An 18,670-nucleotide genomic window follows, 5' to 3' on the forward strand; every position below is an offset into this window, starting at 1 on the left:
CGGCGCCTTTTCCCTCTACCGGCTACCGATCGACGCGGTGCCGGACATCACCAACAATCAGGTCCAGATCAACGTCCGCGCGCCTGCCCTCTCGCCCGAGCTGGTCGAGAAGCAGGTGTCGTTTCCAATCGAAACCGCGCTCGCCGGCACCCCCGGCCTAGAATATACGCGCTCGTTGAGCCGCAACGGCTTCGCGCAGATCACGGCGGTCTTTTCGGACGCGACGGACATCTATTTCGCCCGCCAGCAGGTGGGCGAGCGTCTGCGGGGCGTGCAAGAGAATCTGCCCGACGGCGTGAACCCTGAAATGGGTCCGATCGCGACAGGCCTGGGCGAGGTGTACATGTACACCGTTCGTCTCGATCATCGCGAGGACGACAAGCACAAGCCCGGTGAACCGGGCCAACAGCCCGATGGCAGCTACATCACGCCAGAGGGCGAGCGACTGACGACCGAAGAGGACAAGGCGACCTACCTGCGCACCGCGCAGGACTGGATCGTCACGCCGCTTCTCAAGAACACTCCGGGCCTCGCCGGCGTCGACTCGATTGGCGGTTACGCCAAGCAGTTCCTCGTCGTGCCCGATGTGCAGAAGCTGGCTTCACTCGGCATCACCTTGACCGACCTGGGCAACGCGCTGGAGCGCAACAACACCAGCGTCGGCGGTGGCTTCGTCAATCGCAATGGCGAAGGTCTGGCTGTTCGCTCGGATGCGCTCGTTCGCAATGCCAGCGAGTTGGCCAGGACCGTGATCGCGACACGTAACGGCGTGCCGATCACGGTCGAACAAGTCGCGACTGTGAAGACGGGTCAGGCGATCCGCATGGGTTCGGCATCGGAGAACGGTACCGAAGTCGTCGTCGGCACGGCGATCATGCGGATCGGCGAGAACAGCCGCATCGTGTCGACCGCGGTCGCTGAGAAACTGAAGACGATCAACGCTTCGCTGCCTCCTGACGTCGTAATTCAGCCGGTGCTGAACCGCACCGAGCTGGTCAATTCGACGATCAAGACGGTCGCGAAAAACCTGTCCGAAGGCGCGGTGCTGGTCATCGTCGTGCTCTTCCTGCTGCTCGGCAACTTCCGTGCGGCCCTGATCGCGGCGTTGGTCATCCCGATCACCATGATGCTGACAGGCTTCGGGATGCTGCGCGCTGGGGTCTCGGCCAATCTGATGAGCCTTGGGGCTTTGGACTTCGGTCTGATCGTCGACGGCGCCGTCATCATCGTTGAAAACGCGCTGAGGCGGCTTGCCGAACAACAGCATCATGAAGGTCGCTTGCTGACCGTCAAGGAACGGCTTGCGACCGTGGCAGCCGCCGCTCGCGAGATGATCCGCCCCTCGGTTTACGGGCAGGCAATCATCATCCTCGTCTACGTACCGCTGCTCACGCTGACCGGCGTGGAGGGTAAAACGTTCGGACCGATGGCGCTGACCGTCATCATCGCGCTCGCCTTCGCCTTCATCCTCTCTCTCACCTTCGTGCCGGCGATGATTGCGATCTGGCTGTCGAAGAAGGTCGAGGAGAAGGACGGCCGCATCATCACGTGGCTGAAGAAGCGCTACGAACCCGGTCTCGACCGGGCCATGAAGCGCCCGACGCTGACGATCGGTGCGGGTGTGGGAAGCCTTGTGGTGGCGGCGCTTGCTTTCACTACGCTCGGCTCGGTGTTCCTGCCGCAGCTCGACGAAGGCGATTTGCTGATCCAGTCGCTCCGCATTCCGGCAACGTCGGTCCAGCAGAGCCAGGCGATGCAGGTGCCGATCGAGCGGATGATGTCGAAGCAGCCGGAGGTGCAATTCGTCTATTCCAAGACGGGCACCGCCGAGCTGGCGGCCGACCCGATGCCGCCGAACGCGACCGACATGTTCGTCATCCTGAAGCCGCGCAAGGATTGGCCGGATCCTGAGCTTCCCAAGGAGGAGCTGGTCAGCCGGATCGAGGGTAATCTCGCGAAGATTCCGGGAAATGCCTACGAGATCACCCAGCCCATCCAGATGCGCTTCAACGAGCTGATCGCCGGCGTGCGCGGCGACATCGCGGTGAAGGTGTTCGGGGACGACTTCAACCAGATGAACCGGACGGCCGAGCAAATCGCGGCGGTGCTGCGCAGAACGCAAGGCGCAGCGGACGTGAAGGTGGAGCAGACGACCGGTCTTCCCATGCTCGACATTCGCGTCAACCGCGACGCGATGGCGCGGTTGGGCGTTACGGCTCAGGATGTGCAGGACACCGTGACTGCGACGATCGGCGGGCGAACATCGGGCCAGATCTTCGAGGGCGACCGTCGCTTCCCCGTGGTGATCCGCCTGTCGGAGGCGCAGCGTGCCGACATCGGCCTGCTCCAACAGGTGCAGGTGCCGGTGGCAGGCGGCGGCTATGTACCGCTGTCCAGCGTCGCCGAGATCAAGGTGGTCGATGGTCCGAACCAGATCAGCCGCGAGAACGGCAAGCGGCGCGTGGTGGTGCAAGCCAACGTGCGTGGCCGCGACGTCGGATCCGTCGTGGCGGATGCGCAGGCGGCGATCGGCAGCCAACTCCGGCTGCCTGCCGGCACCTATCTCGAATGGGGCGGCCAGTTCGAAAACCTGCAATCGGCGAGCGAGCGGCTGAAGCTGGTCATTCCGGCTTGCTTCATCTTGATCCTGCTGCTCCTCTACGGGGCGTTGGGATCGGTCCGCGATGCTGCGATCGTCTTCACCGGCGTGCCATTCGCGCTGGTGGGCGGCGTCCTGCTGCTCTTCTTGCGAGGCATGGACTTTTCGATCTCGGCGGCGGTGGGCTTCATCGCCCTGTCGGGCATCGCGGTCCTCAACGGCCTCGTGATGGTCAGCTCGATCCAGGATCTGATCCGGTCGGGGCTATCGCGCGAAGAGGCGGCCCATGTCGGCGCAATGCAGCGCCTGCGGCCCGTCGTCATGACCGCGCTCGTCGCAAGCCTCGGCTTCGTGCCGATGGCGCTTGGCGAGGGGGCGGGCGCGGAGGTGCAGAAGCCATTGGCGACCGTCGTCATCGGCGGCCTGATCTCGGCGACGCTGCTGACGCTGTTCGTGCTGCCGACGCTCTACGCCCGGTTCGGGCAGAAAGTGATCGAGAAGCCCGAGCACTACAATGAGGAGCATGAAGGGGACGACCACGGTCAGACCTTCGTGAACAACTTGGCCTGATGGGTGAGCGGGGCGATCCGCGATCGCCCCGCTCATCTCTGGGAGATGGGGATATGCCTCGCACCATAACCAGCTCGATGCTTCACGGCTGGCCACTGCGCATCTGGTCGGCGATCACCGATCCGGATCATCGTCGGGCTTGGAGTCCGCTCGTATTCCTCGACAACCCGTGCCAGCTTGGCGAGACGGAATGTACCTTCGCGATCCAGGGCATCACCCGGCCAATTCGGACGCCGGCCCGGGTCGATCAGTTCGACAAGCCGCGCGCCTTCGCTTGGTCGTGCGGCATCCCTTATCTGTTCACGCTCGAAGAGCGGTACGAGCTGGCAGGGGACGATGGTGGCACCAGGCTAACACATAGCTGCACGCTGCGCGGGGCGCTGTCTCTGCCGTTCGCGGCGATGATGTTGCGTCGTCTGCGGTCCCTGATGATCGAGGCTGACGATCGCCTTGCAACCTATCTGCGCTGGCGGGTGGGTCAGCCTGCCCGTGGGATCAATCGTCAGCGCGTCCCCTCCCGCTACAGGAGGAAGGCGCGATGATGCCGTTGAAGCGGGTACTGCCCGCCCTCATCCTCGTTGTCGGGCTGGCGGCTTGCACGGAAAGCAAGCCGCCAGCCCCGCCAACGGAGCAGCAAATCCATTCGTCCGACAGCGCCGTGGCGACCGGGGAAATGGGGCGCCATCCCTATCGCTGTTCCGACGGGGAACCGCTGTTCGTCGACTACAAGGACAACGGCCTGCAGATCGATTTGCGGCGCTCCAGCAGCGCCGTGCCCATGACGCTGACCGCGCCAGCGCAGGGCCTCCAATATGTCGGCGAGACAGCCACCGCGACCTTCAAGGGGTCGCAGCTCACCGTCGTGGAAGGCGAGGGCCGCACCCGAATCTGCGAACGGGAGGGCACCCGATGAACCGTCCTGTCTTCCGACACGTCGCACTGGAACGGGAGAGAAACGATGTCTGACACGTCGATCTCGAATGTGATGGCCATTCGGGCCGAAGTGATCGCGCGAAGCCGCGCCTTGCGCGAGGCGCAGCCGACGGCACCGCCCGGCGTGACGCCGACCGCTCCGGCGTCGAACTTCGCCGATACCCTCAATGCCGTGGTCGCGAAGGTCAACGAGACCCAGGAGCAGGAGGATGTCGTCACCGAAGCATATGAGCGTGGCGAAACCACCGACATTGCAACCGTCGCGCTCATCCAGAGTCGCGCATCCATTACTTTCGAGGCGACCCTGCAAGTCCGGAACAAGCTGCTGTCCGCTTATCGGGACATCATGAACATGCCGATCGGATGACGATCGCTAAGAGATTTAGGGCGTAATTGATATGATTGTCGGCGCGAGGCCACGTTTTAGGCAGATCATTATCGAGGTTTGGAAGCCTCTCACGATCCTGTTCGTGTGGGACGTGGCGGTGACGGCATTCCACATGATGACCCCGATCAAGGAACCGCCTTTGCCGACGGCGCTGTTCGGCACTGCCATCGCGCTCTTCATGGGGTTTCGGACCAACGCAGCTTATGCGCGCTGGTGGGAAGCGCGAACCCTTTGGGGCGCGCTCATCAATGCGTCGCGCAGCCTGGCCAGGATCACACGCAGCCTGACCAAGGGGGAACCCGAGGGCAGTGAGACGCGGCACAACATCATCCTGCGGCAGATCGCCTTCGCGCACTCGATGCGCTGCCAGCTTCGCCGACAGTCGCCCTATGAAGACATTGCCCGGATCGCCGGAACGGACGTCGCCGATATGGCGGTCGCTCGCCTGAACCCTGCCAACGCGCTCTTGGAGGACATATCGGGCAATTACGCCGACGCGCTCGCGGAAGGTCGGATCACCGAGATCCAGCAGGCAACTGTAGAGCGCGTCCTGATCGACATCGCCAATGCGCAGGGTGGCATGGAGCGGATCAAGAACACGCCGCTGCCCAATGGCTTTCGGTTCTTCCCGAACCTCTTCACGCGCGTGTTCTGCGTGCTGCTTCCGATCGCGCTGGTCGAATCCCTGGGCCTTGCCACGCCGATCGGATCGACGCTGATCGGACTCGTCTTCCTCGCGGTGCTGAGCATCGGCGAGGATCTGACCGATCCGTTCGCCAATAGCGTCCACGATGTCCCGCTCACGGCCATGTGCCGCACGATCGAGATCGACCTTCTTCAGACGGCGGGACTACCGGCCCCTGAGCCGCTGACGCCCGATCACGGCGTGCTGTGGTGAGGGCGGTGCGCGCCTTGCGGCACCTGCCTGGCCTGACAGCCGCGCGCATCGGCGCCGTTCTGTTCGCGGGTATGGTCGTAGGGGCGTGCACCCCCGCTCCAAGCCAACCGGCCGAGCCGGCGCATGAAAAGCATCTGACGCCTCGATTGATCGCGCAGCGCATCATGTATTGCGACGATGGATCGCGCGCCGATGTCGACTTCATCGACGACGGCCTGAAGATGGCTGTCACCTGGCTGCCCAAGGGCAGAACCGAGATCCTGCACGCGCAACGGACCGGCGAAGAATTTCGCGGCGACCAGTCGCGGGCAGTCGTGGCGGGCGGGTCGATCGCCTTCACGCAGCGCGGGAAGATCCGCGTCTGTCATCGAACACCGGAGGAATCATAGGATATGCAGGCATTGCTCTACACGCTTGCGCCTGTGTTGGCGGTCGTGCTCGGCGCGATCATCGCGAGCCGCACCAAGTTAAATCCTGGCCTCGTGGCGGGGCTACAGCATCTTGCTGCCGGCGTCGTGTTCGCGGCGGCAGCGACTGAAATCCTGCCGCAGGTCAAGCATGAGGCTTCGCCCAGCGCGACGTTGATCGGCGGGGCGGCGGGCGTCGTAACGATGCTGGGTCTCAAGGCTTTCGAGGCCCGCTTCAAGGGGCCGATGGCGCTGCTCGCCGCGATCGGCATCGACATCCTGGTCGATGGCCTGGTGCTCGGCCTTGCGTTCGTCGCGGGCGAGAAGGCGGGATTTCTGCTGACGATCGCGCTGACACTCGAAGTGCTCTTCCTGGGTCTGACACTGACCAACGAGCTGGCGGAAACCTATCGCTCGCGCCTGCGCATCATCGTGATCGTCTCGGCCTTGGCGCTGCTGCTGCCGATCGGCGCGCTCGCTGCCGTTCCTGTCGCCACGCTCTCGCCGGTAATGGTCGCTGGCTTCCTGAGCTTTGGGCTGATGGCGCTGCTCTACCTCGTCACGGAAGAGCTGCTGGTTGAGGCGCACGAGAAGCCTGACACCCCGCTCATCAGCTCGATGTTCTTCGTAGGGTTCCTTGCCCTGCTAACGCTCGAGGAGATCATGGGATGATCCCGAGCAACGACAACAATGGCGGCGAAGAGCGTCGCACCCTCTGGATCGTCCTGCTGCTGAACGCGGCAATCGCGGCGGGCTTCTTCGTCTCAGGATTTTTCGCGGATTCGAGCGCCCTGATCGCCAACGGTGTCGACAATCTGTCCGATACGGCTGTGTATGCGCTGAGCCTTGTGGCGCTAACCCGGGGCCAGACGTGGAAGACACGCGCTGCGGTCGCTTCGGGCGTCATGCTGCTGATCTTCGCGGGCGGTATCCTGATCGACGTTGGCCGGCGCTACCTTCAGGGCAGCGAGCCGATCGGACCGACCATGATGGTCATGTCGGCGATCGCCGGCGTCGTAAACTACCTCTGCCTGCGGCTGCTCCAGCGGCTCAAGGATCCGGACGTTAACCTACGGGCCGCCACCACCTTCAGCTTCAATGACTTCATTTCCAATGGCGGCATCCTGATCGCGGGCGTGCTGGTGCTGTGGCTGGGCACCAACTGGCCGGACCTTCTGGTCGGCTTCGCTACCGCCATCATCGCCATCAAGGGCGGTGTCGAAATCCTGCGCGACGCGCGCGCCGAAACCAAGAAAAGCGAAAGGAGGTCGTCATGAACGACAAGCTCGAACTCGATATTCCAGTATTGTTGCCGGACCTTCCTGACGCGGCCGACGCTTGCCTGGACCGTCTCGTATCAACCCTGTCAAAGCGCGAAGGCGTCGAGCGGGCGCATGTGATCTGCCTCGATGGCGACACGCCGGCGGCCCTGTGCATCCATTTCGACGCCGCCAAGCTACCGCTGCCGCGATTGCGTGAAATGGTGCGGGCCGCAGGTGCCGAAATCACTGAACGCTACGGTCATGCGATCTGGCAGGTGACAGGGATCAGTCACGAACGGCGGGCGCGCACGGTCAGCGATGCGCTATGCGCGTTGCCCGGGGTGGTACAGGCAAGCGCCAGCACCAGCGGGTCGGTCCGGGTCGAATATGATCGCCGAGAGACCACAGAAGAGGAAGTGCGCGCTGCTCTTCGCAAGCTGAAGGTGAGGGTTGGCAAGCGGGTCGCCGCCGATGACCATGCCGGCCACGACCACGGCCCCGGGGGCCACGACGCGGGCGAAGAGAAGCACGGCCCCGGCGATGGTCACGACCATAGCCACGCCGAATTTCTCGGCCCCAATACCGAGCTGATCTTCGCGCTTGCCTGCGGCGCGCTGCTGGGGATCGGCTATGCGATCGAAAGGCTGGTTGCCGGCGCACCGGAGTGGCTGCCCACGGCCTGCTATGTCGCAGCCTATTTCTTCGGCGGGTTCTTCACGCTGCGCGAGGCGATCGACAACCTTCGGATGAAGAAGTTCGAGATCGACACGCTGATGTTGGTTGCTGCCGCCGGCGCCGCTGCGCTGGGCGCATGGGCCGAAGGCGCGCTGCTGCTGTTCCTGTTCAGCCTTGGCCATGCGCTTGAGCATTACGCGATGGGACGCGCCAAGAAGGCGATCGAGGCACTGGCGAAGCTCGCCCCGGAAACCGCGACCGTGCGCCGCAACGGGGAGACCAGCGAAATCCCGGTCGAACAGATGGTCGTCGGCGATATCGCCATCGTGCGCCCGAATGAGCGCCTGCCTGCCGACGGCTTCATCATCAAGGGCGCAAGCGCGATCAATCAGGCCCCGGTGACGGGTGAAAGCATTCCGGTCGACAAGGTGCCGGTCGCGGACGCTGCGGCGGCACGCGCCAAGCCCGACGCGGTGGACGCGGAAAGCCGGGTCTTTGCCGGTACGATCAACGGCGGCGGTGCGATCGAGATCGAGGTGACGCGCCGTTCCAATGAAAGCGCGCTTGCCAAGGTCGTCAAGATGGTGAGCGAAGCGGAGACGCAAAAGTCGCCGACGCAGCGCTTCACCGACCGGTTCGAGCGGATCTTCGTGCCCGCCGTCCTGATCCTGTCGGTGCTTCTCCTGTTCGCTTGGGTCGTCGTCGACGAGCCGTTCCGCGACAGCTTCTACCGCGCGATGGCGGTGCTGGTGGCGGCAAGCCCCTGCGCGCTTGCGATCGCCACGCCGAGCGCGGTGCTATCGGGCGTCGCCCGCGCAGCGCGCGGCGGCGTGCTGGTGAAGGGCGGTGCGCCGCTCGAAAATCTAGGGTCGCTGAAGGCGATCGCCTTCGACAAGACGGGCACGCTGACCGAAGGTCGGCCGCGCATCACTGATGTCGTGCCGGTCGATGGCGCCGATGAAGGCGAGCTGCTGGCGCTGGCCGTGGCTGTCGAGGCGCTGAGCGATCATCCGCTGGCCCAAGCGATCGTCAAGGACGGTCGCGAACGTCTGGATGGGCGCGCCTTGCCCACTGCCGGCGATCTCAAGAGCCTGACCGGTCGCGGCGTCACCGCAAGCGTCGATGGCGAGACGGTGTGGATCGGCAAGGCCGAGATGTTCGGAAGTGAGGGCATTCCGGCGCTGGGGCAGGGAGCGCAGGACGCGATAGCGAAACTGCGCGAGAACGGGCGCACGACGATGGTGGTCCGCAAGGGGGATCGCGACCTGGGCGCGATCGGCCTGATGGATACGCCTCGCGAAGCGGCAAAAACCGCGCTGCGCCGGCTGCACGAGATGGGCGTATCGCGGATGATTATGATCTCCGGCGACCACCAGAAAGTCGCCGAAGCGATCGCCAACGATGTCGGGATCGACGAGGCGTGGGGCGACCTCATGCCCGAAGACAAGGTTGCGGCGATCAAGAAACTCGCCGGCGAAGACAAGGTCGCAATGGTGGGTGACGGCGTGAACGATGCCCCGGCGATGGCAAGCGCCACGGTCGGCATCGCGATGGGCGCGGCGGGGTCGGACGTTGCGCTGGAGACAGCCGACGTCGCCCTGATGGCTGACGATCTGGCGCACTTGCCATTCGCGGTGGGCCTAAGCCGGCATACGCGTGGAATTATCCGGCAGAACGTCTTCGTCAGCCTGGGTGTCGTCGCCTTCCTCGTTCCTGCCACCATCCTTGGCCTCGGTATTGGGCCAGCGGTGGCGGTTCATGAAGGATCAACGCTGCTTGTTGTCATCAATGCGCTCAGGCTGCTCGCCTACCGCGATCCGGCGGGGAAGGCGGCATGAAGTGGATGATCGCCTTCGACCTCGACGGCACGCTTGCCGAGAGCAAGCGGCCGCTATCGGAAGATATGGCCGCAACCCTCGCCCGATTGCTCGCCGTCACGGATGTGGCGGTGATCTCGGGCGGGGACTGGCCGCAGTTCGAAAAGCAGGTCGCCTCGCGTCTTCCTGCCGGCGCCGCGCTTGACCGTCTCTGGTTGATGCCGACCACAGGCACAAAACTCTATCGGTTCATCAATGGCGCTTGGCGCGCAGTCTATGCCGAGCTGTTCGACGATGCAGAGAAGGCGACGATCCGCGCGGCCTTCGATCAGGCCCTGACCGATGCCGGCCTCGCCGACGAACGTATCTGGGGCGAACGGATTGAGGACCGGGGCAGCCAGATTACCTTTTCGGGGCTGGGGCAGGCAGCGCCGCTAAAGGAAAAGGAAGCGTGGGATCCTGACCGAAAGAAGAGGACCGCGTTGCAGGCCACGTTGCGCGCGACGCTGCCGGACCTCTCGATCAATCTAGGTGGCACGACATCGATCGACGTGACCAGGGCAGGGGTGGACAAGGGCTATGGCCTGAAGCGCTTGAGTGCTGAAAGCGGCGTCCCGCTCGACGGGATGCTGTTCATCGGCGATGCGATCTTCCCCGGTGGGAATGACTATCCCGCCGCTGAAATTGGCCTCGATACGGTGAGAGTGCGCGACGTTGCGGAAACCACCGCCGTCGTGACTGCCATCATCGCATGTCTGCACCGGTAGGGATCGCCGATGTTCGCGATCCCCGCCTTGGGCCTGAACGTCTGTGGGACTCTCGGCCCGACCTTACCCCTTTACCTCCGATCTGGAGCAATCGCGTAGAACAGGCAGGCCGGCATGTTTCAAAGCTCGTGGTGGGAGATAACCACCCATATCATCAGTCTCGCCATCGCCTACGCGCTCGCCCTTCCTGTTGGCTGGGATCGCGAGAACGACGCCCGCAGCGCAGGCATCCGTACATTCCCGTTGGTTGCCATCGCCAGTTGCGGCTTCGTGCTGGTGGGCATTGCGATCCTCGGCCGCACGTCTCCAGCGCAAGCCAGGTTGCTCGAAGGTCTGATTACGGGTGTCGGCTTCATCGGGGGCGGCGCGATTCTGAAGAAGGGCGACAAGGCGTCAGGCACAGCGACGGCGGCCAGTCTGTGGGCGACTGGCGCGCTCGGCGCGGCCGTGGGCTACGGCCTATACGACATCGCCTTCATCCTGAGCGCTACCACCTTCCTCACCCTGCGCTGCTCTCGTCCGCTCAAGCGCGCCACCAATGGCGACGTCGGCAGCTCGGCGAGCCGATGACGAGCCCTTGGGCGAGCCGATGGATGCGGCCTGTGCGATCCCTTACCCGGCGCTGGGCACCGGCGAGGACCATCGCGGCGCGTGACCGCCAACATCGCTTGCTGCGCTGGGCGACGCTGCTGGAGCGCAATCCCCACCAGATCATCGGCCTGCTGTCCCCTTCGTGGGCGGGCGGCGACGCGCGCGGCACGATGGTCGATCGGCCGAGCGCGATCGATGTCGCATGGAGCGACGTGGTGCTGCGGGTGATGGGGTTGGCGGGACGATCGCGCGGTGAAGCAAAATCGTTCTTCGGGTTGTCGGATGCCGAGCTGGATCGGATTGCCGCAGGTTCGTGGCGGTGTCCGGTTCGACCCGCTTGGCAGGTCGCCGTGCGGATCAGGAACGTCGAATGTCCGCGCCTGGAAAATCGGATCGTTGGGTCCGTCGTCGCCCTCCTGCTCGTGATTTGCGCGATCTCCTATTGGATCTTCTGACGAGGCTGGTTTGTGTTCGACATCATAACATCGATCCTCGCGTCACTCGGCGGCTTTGGCGTCTTCCTGCTGATGCTGGCCGAAAATGTCTTTCCGCCAATTCCGTCGGAAGTGATTTTGCCACTTGCCGGCTACACCGCTGCGCAGGGGCGCGGCTCGCTGTGGGTGGTGGCAATCGCCGGCACCCTCGGATCGGCTGCAGGGGCGGTGCTGTGGTACTATGTCGGCCGCTGGATCGGCATCGAACGATTGAAGCGCTTTGCTTCCCGCCACGGCCGATGGCTGACGTTGACGCCCGGTGAGGTCGATCATGTCGACCGCTGGTTCGACCGCTACGGTCGTTGGGCGGTTCTGTTCGGGCGCATGGTCCCGGGAGTCCGGACCCTGATTTCGGTGCCCGCAGGGGTCAGCGGGATGCCCCTTGGTCCATTCTTGGTCTCGACGCTCACCGGCTCGGCCATATGGACCGTTATCCTCGTGCTGGCGGGCTATGAGCTGGGCGAACGCTATAGCCAGGTGGCGAGCGTCATCGAACCGGTCAGCAACGCCGTGCTCGCGCTGGCCGTCATCTGGTATCTTTGGCGGGTCGCGACTTTCGGGCGATCAAGGGGTGGCCATTGATGGCTGACCTGCTGCCCGCGTTTCCTGCCGGCCTTTGGCTCATGGCAGCTTCGATGCTTGTCCGCATCACACGCTTTGCACGTGCCTTTAGCCTGATCTCACCAGCCAGCGCGATCATCCTCATCAGATTGGTTGGAAGGCTTCACCGCAGCGGATTTCACGCATGGCGTCGCAACGGAGGGAAGTGGCGTTGGGCCGGAATATGGAGAGGATCGACATAATGGGGAACAGCAAGCAGCAGGCGATCATCGCCGTTGCCGCAACAATCGTTCTGTCCGGATGCGGGCTGATTAAACCACGCGACGCCGGCTATTTCCGCTTCCACGCGGAAGAGGCGAGACTGGTCGTCACACGCTGCGAGCGGGGCCAAGAGACCGGCAGCGACTGCGAGGCCGCGGCGCAAGCCGTGGCCGAGCTCGACGCGGCGGCGGGGCGGCAGTCTGGACGCTGAAGCGAGCCACCTTCGCCCGCCCCATGAACCAAATCACTATCACTGGAGAAGAATCGTAATGATCGGAAGCAACAGGCCGTTCGCGCTGATGCTGGCAATGACCGCCGTCTTAACCCCCTTTCCGCGAAGGCACAGCATACCCAGCATGGGTCAACTGGTGCCGTGTCAGGCTCGCTAAACGAGCCGCCCGCTACGCGGGCCTACCGGGCCGCAAATGCCAAGATGCATGGCGATATGGACGTAGCCTTCACGGGTGATGCCGACGCCGATTTTATGCGCGCGATGATTCCCCATCATGAAGGCGCTATCGCGATGGCTGAAATCGAATTGAAGTATGGCCGAGATCCCGCCGTGCGCCGCCTCGCGGCCGCAGTGGTGGCAACCCAAAGGCGCGAGATCGCCGAAATGCGCACCTGGCTTGCACGTCGGCAACCCCGAAAGTAGCGGCTGATTGAAAAGGTGGCGCTCACCGCCGTCAATGATGGCGACGGTCGTGATTTTGGGATCATAGGCCAGTCGCGCCGCCACGTCCCGGCCCTCGTCGGGGCCGGGACGTGGGGGCGCTCATGCCGGCTCGTCCAGTTCAGGGGCCGTCTCAACGGCCATGCGGCTCAAGAGCCAGTCGGACGCGTCCTGGGCTAGGCGGGCGGCGGTGAAGATGCACCGCTTGTCGTTGCGCAGGGCCTGTAGCCAACTCGCCAGATAGGCGGCGTGGTCTTCACGGTCGTGAAGCTTGATGCCGATGGTCGCGCTGACGAACGCCGCCCCTAGCTCGGCAACCAATTCCTCTCGGGCGTAGTCCTCGCGCTTCGTGGAAATGAGAGAGGGACGGGCAAGTCGGTCAACATGTCCCGTCGCGTGGCAAAGTTCGTGCGCTAGGGTCGAATAATAGTCATCGCTGGTGTGGAAATCGGCAAACTCGGGCATGACCACATGATCGCCGCTCGGCTGATAATAGGGCTGCGATCCGAAGTGTTTAAGGGTGACGGAGATGCGAGCGAAAAGCGCGTCCAGCTCGGCATCCCGCTCATCGGGATTGGTTGCGGTGATGATCGGCGCGGGGGTTGGATATTTCGCCTCGATGCCATCGATCTGCTCGGCATTGAAAACGGTATAGCGCTTAAGAAACGCCACCTGACGCTTGCCGTCCTCGCTGCTCTCTCCACCCTTGTCGGCGTCAACCTCGATCTTGTTGGCATAGACGACGGTCGAACCCTTCTCGCCCTTGCGGACGCATCCACCAAGCGCAAGCGCTTGCTTGAAGGTCAGCCAATGCGGAGAGGCATAGCCCTTGGTCATGGCGGCAACCCAAAGGGTCAGGACGTTGATGCCCCGATAGGGAACGCCGGTCGAGCGGAGCGGGATATTCGGTGCGGTGCTGCCATTCCACGATTTCGACCACGGCCGGGTGCCGGCCTCGATCATCGCGATCATCTGATCGGTGATTTCCTGATAGATGTCGGCTCGATTGTCGGTGATCCGTCCCATGATGTCTTCCTTTCCTTTGAGGCTGAAAGCCGGTCGCAACAGCAACCGGCTCTGCCTTTCCGGCGAGGAACGGGATGGGGAGGGAGGGCGAGAATCTGGCCTCTGGCGCGGGCGAGCCGCCTAGCGCGGCCGACGCTCCGCAGGGCGTCGGGTGCCGCGTTTGGCGGATTACACGGGGGGCCTGATTGTCGTTCGGGAACGAAAGGGCAGCCGCCCTTGGTGTTCCCCGGCACCGGTCTGGCCTCCGGGGGAGGGCAGCGTGCCCAACAAGCTGTGCCACGCTCCAGGCGTGTCATGGGGGGTGTGCCACGTGGCACACCTGCCTTGCGGCAGCGCGAATAGGAAAACACGGGGAGAGGGGGAGGCCGTGGGGGCTCCCGCTGGGTTTATCCTCGGTTGATACGCCAGGAGTGTACCCTGAGCGGTTCCTATATGGGGATGTCCTATGCTTTGTAGGCCCCGTGCGGCTCCCGGGTGGGCGGTCCAAAGGGCCGGGGAGGGGGCGGCCTGCGCGCCCTGTGGGGCGCCCCTAGTGCCGCCCCCTCAAACTTGAATCCCCTTCGCGCGAGGGGCATATTTGCAGCCAGAAAGGATAATCACATGGCTGCGAAAAAGCAAAAGGACAGCAGCGCCGATCTGCGAACGAATGAGAAGAAGTGGACCAAGCCGCTGATGGATGCGGGCTGGACTGCATTGCCGAGCGTCATCATCGAAAATCAGCGCCAGCTCATGCTGTCGCCGCTCGATCTCAACATCATCGTGTATCTGGCGAGCAAATGGTGGACGGCGGAGGGCAAGCCCTTTCCGTCCAAGACCACGATGGCGAAGGCGATGGACGTTCATCCGCGCACGATCCAGAAGCACATCGCTGCGCTGGAGGGGGCAGGGTATATCCGTCGCGAGGAGCGGCGGACCGAAACCGGCAGCCGCACCAACATCTACCATCTCGATGGGCTGATTAAGGCAGTAGCGCCGTTCGCGGTCGAGAAGCTGGCTGAGATCAAGGACAAGGCCGAGTTGGCGAAGCGCCGTCAGAACCGGGCCGGGGCGCCTAAGCTGCGTCTGGTACAGGATGACGACGAGTGAACGCGCATATCCAAGATCCACCCCCGAAAGTGGAACCGAGGGTTACGGCCGCGCCAAGCATCCGTCAGCTCTACTGGTGTGACTTTCCGCAAGACGCCCAGCTCCCGGAGTTCTGGAAGCGGCGCCCCGTCATCATCGTGTCGTTCAAGAACACGCTGCATGGCGCGGTCACGGTGGTGCCCTGCTCGACGGCAGCGCAGCCAGGAAACAAGTGGGCCTTTCCGCTGCAGACCACGATTGACGGTCGGGCGGCGTTCGCGATCTGCGACAAGCTGACGACCGTGGCGGTGAGCCGGCTAATCCCTGACAAAGGCGGCATCATGCGAATGCCGGTCGGGGAGTTCGACGACATGCTGCGCCTTGTGTTGGCCTGGCTGCCGGTGCCCTCGACGCCCCCGTCGCCGCCTCAGGGGGTGCCGCCTACGCCCACCGGTTCCGGCGCGTAAGGCCGGTTGATGTCCTTTCAGATTTTAGTTGAATCGTAAGGGATGGGTTTCTACATGGGGAGCACGCGCGGCCTCCCCCTGGGGAGTGTCCGTTTCCCGCGAGGGAACTAAATGGTCGGGGCCGCCTCAAAAGGGCGGCCCTTGGCTTATCTGCGGCACTGGCACGCAGCCCGCAAGCTTCAGACATAATGACCTGCTCGCCGGTAGATTGGCATCGAGTCGTCCAGTCGCATGGCAGGGAAGGGCGGAACGTCGTCGGCCGCCGCTTAGGCAGAGCAATAAATTCGCTGTGAGCGGATTTTATTCGTTGACTAGCGAAGTGCGCTAGGGCATCACACTCTCGTTCAGTTTGAAAGGGGATGTGTCGCCATCAACCGAGGGGGAAACCCCTCCTGGAGAAGAAACCTTCTCTGCTTTGTGGCTCCGTGCGTGCGAGCGAGCGGCGCCGCGGGCGGCCACCGGACGGCCCGGTGTCCGCCTTGGTGTTCAGGGTTAACGTGCTTCTACCCCACCCTCCAAAGCCTCGGCGGCGCCCCTGCATGGTGTGGGGGTTGGCAGAGGAGGACGCCATGCGAAAGCTTGGTCTGAACGAGAAGCGTGCGCGAACGAAGACGGTGCGACGGCAGCATTGGGCAAAGCGCCTGATCCGTCCGTCCACTTTGAAGACGGTGGTGGCCTTGGGGCGAGTGGTGGTGCAACTGCTCCACATCGCCCTCTCCATCATCAAGGTTTTCCGCCAGTAATTCGCACCCTGAATAGCCTCCTGAAAGGAGATGCAATGTTGGGTGAAGCTCTTCGCTTGATCCGAGTCTATCACGACCTCAAGCAGAAGCAGGCGGCTGAGCGGTTGGAGGTTTCGACGTCGTATCTGTCGGAAATCGAACGCGGCCTGAAGACGCCCACGCTGGACATCATCCAGCGCTATGCCACTGTCTTCGACATGCCTGTCTCGTCGATCATGTTCTTTTCGGAGAACCTCGATCAGAAGAGCACGCTCGACCAGGCACGGACCTTTGTCGCTGGCAAGGTGGTGAGCCTGCTTCAATTCCTCGAGGCTCGGTCCGGTCGGACCCATGCCGAATAAGACGGTCATCCCGCTCAATCAGTCGCAGCTCTATAAGCTCACGAGTCCGCGCCGCCTCGCTGACGTGCTCGGCCTTGCAGAAGCTGAGCTGCGGGCAATGGCGACCGGGCCGGATCGGTATCGGCAGTTTGAGATTGAGAAGAAGAGTGGCGGAAAACGTCCGGTTGAAGATCCGGTCGCGCCGCTCAAGCGTGTACAGGGCCGTATCGCCAAGATGCTGGCGCGGATCGAGCCGCCATCTTTTCTGTTCTGCCCGGTGAAGGGACGATGCTACGTCAGCAATGCCGCGCGCCATCGCGGCAACCGCGTCGTTCACTGCCTCGACATCAAGAAGTTCTTCCCCAACACGCCCCGTGTGCGGGTGATCGCGTTCTTCCAAAGCATCATGGGATGCCGCGCCGACGTTGCCGGCATTCTTGGTGATCTTTGCACGTTCGAGGGTCATTTGCCGACGGGCAGTCCCCTCAGCCCGATCCTGGCATATTATAGCTATCACGATATGTGGGCCGAGATCGCGGCGTTCTGCACGGCCAAGGGCTACACGCTGACGGTCTATGTCGATGACGTGACAATTTCCGGCGCGAAAGTGCCCGTAGCAGATGTTTGGCATGTGCGGCGCATGATCCACCGGACAGGGCTGCGCTATCACAAGCTCAAGCACTATGTGGATCGGCCAGCGGAGATCACGGGTGTCGTCGTTCGCGACGGGAAGGTCGTCGTGCCCAATCGCCAGCGCCTGAAGCACCGTAAGACGAGGTTGGCCCTCCAGCAGCCCGGCAGCGGCGATCAACGCCTGAAGGGCCGTCTGAGCGGCTTGGCGGGTCAAATGCGCCAGATAGATAGCATGAACGAACCAGGTTGATTGATGCCGGTTGCTGTGACCTTAGCAGGGTTTGCGGCTGACGATCGATCCCGCCTCAACACGCGCATACCCATATTCACGCTGATATTCGCGCGCGGCGGTCTCTACGTCGGTGCGCGAGGGGCCACCGGGAACGAAGCAGTTGATGTGGCGCTTGCCGCCATCTTGAGCATCGACGACCGGCTTTGACCACGGGTTGTCGTCCACCATCGGCCCCTCGACCGAAAAGACGCGCCTGTCGTGATCGGCAACAATAAGAACGAAAGGCTCTATCGGCATCACACCCTCGCAAAAGTCATCGCGACGCCATGTAGGTCTCGCGATAGGGGTGTGCCACGTGGCACACCTCGTGTTCATAGCCATTGCCCGTCGAGAGCGGCAGCATATTCGGCAGCAAGGGTAGCGGTCCCGGCGATCGTCGCGACGAGTGCAAACAGCACGAGCCGCGCAGGGATGCCAAGGCGCGGTCCGTCTTCCTTGGTGAAGACCACGGCGCTGCCGACCGCAGCAACCAAGATCAGCGCCGGACCCAGCTCGTATAGGACAAGGCCAGGAAGCCGATTGGGCAGGAGATAGGGGAAATTACGGATCAGGCGGCCGATCAGGACCGCGCCGGTAACAAGTGTGAGGGCCATCCCCCAGCGGCCGATCAATGCCGCTCTTGGCGATCCGCGTTCAAGCATTGTGCAGCCTATTTCTTGATCGTCCCTGTGCTACATCCCTGCGGCACCTGCGCCCTGCGAACAGCAAGCTGACGCATTCCCTCATAGTCCACGCCCCATAATCCTGCCCGCTGCGCTGCCGCCTTCTGCATCAGCTCGACATAGGCTCCACCGGAGAAAATGCGGTAGTCGACGGCATAGCCTTGGGCGACCATCGTTGCCCCCACGCTCGCCTTATTGGCGGGAAAACGACACGCCAGATTCAACCGCCCGTAGCTTTTCGGATCGGTGCGGCACTGCTTCTCCCGCCGCAGCGCATAGTCAAACATAGACACCGAGCAGTCCATTCCGCCGTCCCGGAGCGCCAGCCCGCGCAACGCCTCGCTGGAGATGGCCTTTAGCTGTGGCAGATCATCATCGGGCGCATCGATGCCGACGACGCGAACCCGTCCATTGGGAAAATCAATCGTATCCCCATCGATGATCCCGGGACTTGGCGAAGACAATCTTGTTTTCGAGACTTCGACGAGCGACTGCTTGTTCTGCGAGATTGCATAGGTTGCCACGATCAGGAACGTCGCCCCCATCGTCCATCGTTGGAACCGCGT

General features: G+C 63.3%; 24 protein-coding genes. 20 read left to right on the forward strand and 4 right to left on the reverse strand.

Annotation, left to right across the window (positions count from 1 at the left end):
• The 15 genes from B215_RS19500 to copM all read left to right on the forward strand — a co-directional run.
• Positions 1-3,169: efflux RND transporter permease subunit (locus B215_RS19500; protein ID WP_019368190.1), on the forward strand; the 3,169-nt coding region annotated here is incomplete at its 5' end.
• Between the two features lie 53 nt (positions 3,170-3,222).
• Positions 3,223-3,711: an SRPBCC family protein gene (locus B215_RS0103220; protein WP_019368191.1), complete on the forward strand. Its 489-nt coding sequence runs from the start codon at positions 3,223-3,225 to the stop codon at positions 3,709-3,711.
• The gene (locus tag B215_RS0103225; RefSeq protein ID WP_019368192.1) at positions 3,708-4,082 is read left to right on the forward strand and encodes a hypothetical protein; all 375 of its coding nucleotides are present in this window, start codon (positions 3,708-3,710) and stop codon (positions 4,080-4,082) included. The genes B215_RS0103220 and B215_RS0103225 overlap by 4 nt, the downstream gene beginning before the upstream one ends.
• Before the next feature lie 45 nt (positions 4,083-4,127).
• Positions 4,128-4,469, forward strand: coding sequence for a flagellar hook-basal body complex protein FliE (gene fliE, locus B215_RS0103230; RefSeq protein ID WP_019368193.1), 342 nt, complete (start codon positions 4,128-4,130; stop codon positions 4,467-4,469).
• A 31-nt stretch (positions 4,470-4,500) separates the two neighbouring features.
• Positions 4,501-5,388 carry a bestrophin family protein gene (locus B215_RS0103235; RefSeq protein WP_019368194.1) on the forward strand — a complete coding sequence of 296 codons (888 nt, stop codon included), beginning with the start codon at positions 4,501-4,503 and terminating at the stop codon, positions 5,386-5,388.
• Positions 5,385-5,777: a hypothetical protein gene (locus tag B215_RS0103240; RefSeq protein WP_037512946.1), complete on the forward strand. Its 393-nt coding sequence runs from the start codon at positions 5,385-5,387 to the stop codon at positions 5,775-5,777. Before B215_RS0103235 ends, B215_RS0103240 begins: the two co-directional genes overlap by 4 nt.
• A gap of 3 nt (positions 5,778-5,780) precedes the next feature.
• Positions 5,781-6,467: a ZIP family metal transporter gene (locus B215_RS0103245; RefSeq protein WP_018251225.1), complete on the forward strand. Its 687-nt coding sequence runs from the start codon at positions 5,781-5,783 to the stop codon at positions 6,465-6,467.
• Positions 6,464-7,072, forward strand: a complete 609-nt coding sequence (locus B215_RS0103250; RefSeq protein WP_019368196.1) for a cation transporter — start codon at positions 6,464-6,466, stop codon at positions 7,070-7,072. Before B215_RS0103245 ends, B215_RS0103250 begins: the two co-directional genes overlap by 4 nt.
• A complete protein-coding gene (locus tag B215_RS0103255; protein WP_019368197.1) occupies positions 7,069-9,570 on the forward strand; it encodes a heavy metal translocating P-type ATPase in 2,502 nt (833 codons plus the stop codon). Before B215_RS0103250 ends, B215_RS0103255 begins: the two co-directional genes overlap by 4 nt.
• On the forward strand, positions 9,567-10,316 hold the full coding sequence (locus B215_RS0103260) for an HAD-IIB family hydrolase (RefSeq protein WP_019368198.1): 750 nt from the start codon (positions 9,567-9,569) through the stop codon (positions 10,314-10,316). Before B215_RS0103255 ends, B215_RS0103260 begins: the two co-directional genes overlap by 4 nt.
• Positions 10,317-10,430: 114 nt before the next feature.
• Positions 10,431-10,886, forward strand: coding sequence for an MgtC/SapB family protein (locus B215_RS0103265; RefSeq protein ID WP_019368199.1), 456 nt, complete (start codon positions 10,431-10,433; stop codon positions 10,884-10,886).
• Positions 10,887-10,984: 98 nt separating this feature from the next.
• Positions 10,985-11,362 carry a hypothetical protein gene (locus B215_RS0103270; RefSeq protein WP_019368200.1) on the forward strand — a complete coding sequence of 126 codons (378 nt, stop codon included), beginning with the start codon at positions 10,985-10,987 and terminating at the stop codon, positions 11,360-11,362.
• Between the two features lie 12 nt (positions 11,363-11,374).
• Positions 11,375-11,983, forward strand: coding sequence for a DedA family protein (locus tag B215_RS0103275; RefSeq protein ID WP_019368201.1), 609 nt, complete (start codon positions 11,375-11,377; stop codon positions 11,981-11,983).
• A gap of 220 nt (positions 11,984-12,203) precedes the next feature.
• Complete coding sequence (locus tag B215_RS0103280; protein ID WP_231471584.1) at positions 12,204-12,434, forward strand: hypothetical protein; 231 nt, start codon at positions 12,204-12,206, stop codon at positions 12,432-12,434.
• A gap of 234 nt (positions 12,435-12,668) precedes the next feature.
• The gene (copM, locus tag B215_RS19505) at positions 12,669-12,878 is read left to right on the forward strand and encodes a CopM family metallochaperone (protein ID WP_019368204.1); all 210 of its coding nucleotides are present in this window, start codon (positions 12,669-12,671) and stop codon (positions 12,876-12,878) included.
• A 120-nt stretch (positions 12,879-12,998) separates the two neighbouring features.
• Here copM and B215_RS0103295 read toward each other — a convergent pair whose 3' ends face one another.
• A complete protein-coding gene (locus B215_RS0103295) occupies positions 12,999-13,922 on the reverse strand; it encodes an ArdC family protein (RefSeq protein WP_019368205.1) in 924 nt (307 codons plus the stop codon).
• 600 nt (positions 13,923-14,522) lie between these two features.
• Here B215_RS0103295 and B215_RS0103300 point away from each other — a divergent pair.
• The 5 genes from B215_RS0103300 to B215_RS0103320 all read left to right on the forward strand — a co-directional run bounded on the left by B215_RS0103300 (position 14,523) and on the right by B215_RS0103320 (position 17,400).
• Entirely contained in the window at positions 14,523-15,008 is a 486-nt protein-coding gene (locus B215_RS0103300; protein ID WP_017503469.1) for a helix-turn-helix domain-containing protein, read from the forward strand.
• Complete coding sequence (locus B215_RS19510; protein ID WP_119184528.1) at positions 15,005-15,454, forward strand: type II toxin-antitoxin system PemK/MazF family toxin; 450 nt, start codon at positions 15,005-15,007, stop codon at positions 15,452-15,454. Before B215_RS0103300 ends, B215_RS19510 begins: the two co-directional genes overlap by 4 nt.
• A gap of 569 nt (positions 15,455-16,023) precedes the next feature.
• The gene (locus B215_RS0103310; RefSeq protein WP_236704401.1) at positions 16,024-16,197 is read left to right on the forward strand and encodes a hypothetical protein; all 174 of its coding nucleotides are present in this window, start codon (positions 16,024-16,026) and stop codon (positions 16,195-16,197) included.
• 35 nt (positions 16,198-16,232) lie between these two features.
• Positions 16,233-16,538, forward strand: coding sequence for a helix-turn-helix transcriptional regulator (locus B215_RS0103315; protein WP_019368207.1), 306 nt, complete (start codon positions 16,233-16,235; stop codon positions 16,536-16,538).
• A complete protein-coding gene (locus tag B215_RS0103320) occupies positions 16,528-17,400 on the forward strand; it encodes a reverse transcriptase family protein (protein WP_019368208.1) in 873 nt (290 codons plus the stop codon). Before B215_RS0103315 ends, B215_RS0103320 begins: the two co-directional genes overlap by 11 nt.
• Before the next feature lie 21 nt (positions 17,401-17,421).
• On the opposite strand, the gene B215_RS0103325 is transcribed toward B215_RS0103320, so the two are convergent.
• From B215_RS0103325 to B215_RS0103335, 3 genes are all read right to left on the reverse strand, one after another.
• Entirely contained in the window at positions 17,422-17,679 is a 258-nt protein-coding gene (locus tag B215_RS0103325) for a hypothetical protein (protein ID WP_019368209.1), read from the reverse strand.
• A gap of 74 nt (positions 17,680-17,753) precedes the next feature.
• Positions 17,754-18,053: a hypothetical protein gene (locus tag B215_RS0103330; RefSeq protein WP_236704402.1), complete on the reverse strand. Its 300-nt coding sequence runs from the start codon at positions 18,051-18,053 to the stop codon at positions 17,754-17,756.
• 38 nt (positions 18,054-18,091) lie between these two features.
• Complete coding sequence (locus tag B215_RS0103335) at positions 18,092-18,649, reverse strand: thermonuclease family protein (protein ID WP_019368210.1); 558 nt, start codon at positions 18,647-18,649, stop codon at positions 18,092-18,094.
• Positions 18,650-18,670 lie beyond the last annotated feature (21 nt).

Source organism: Sphingomonas sp. ATCC 31555 (assembly GCF_000282895.1).
GTDB lineage: Bacteria > Pseudomonadota > Alphaproteobacteria > Sphingomonadales > Sphingomonadaceae > Sphingomonas.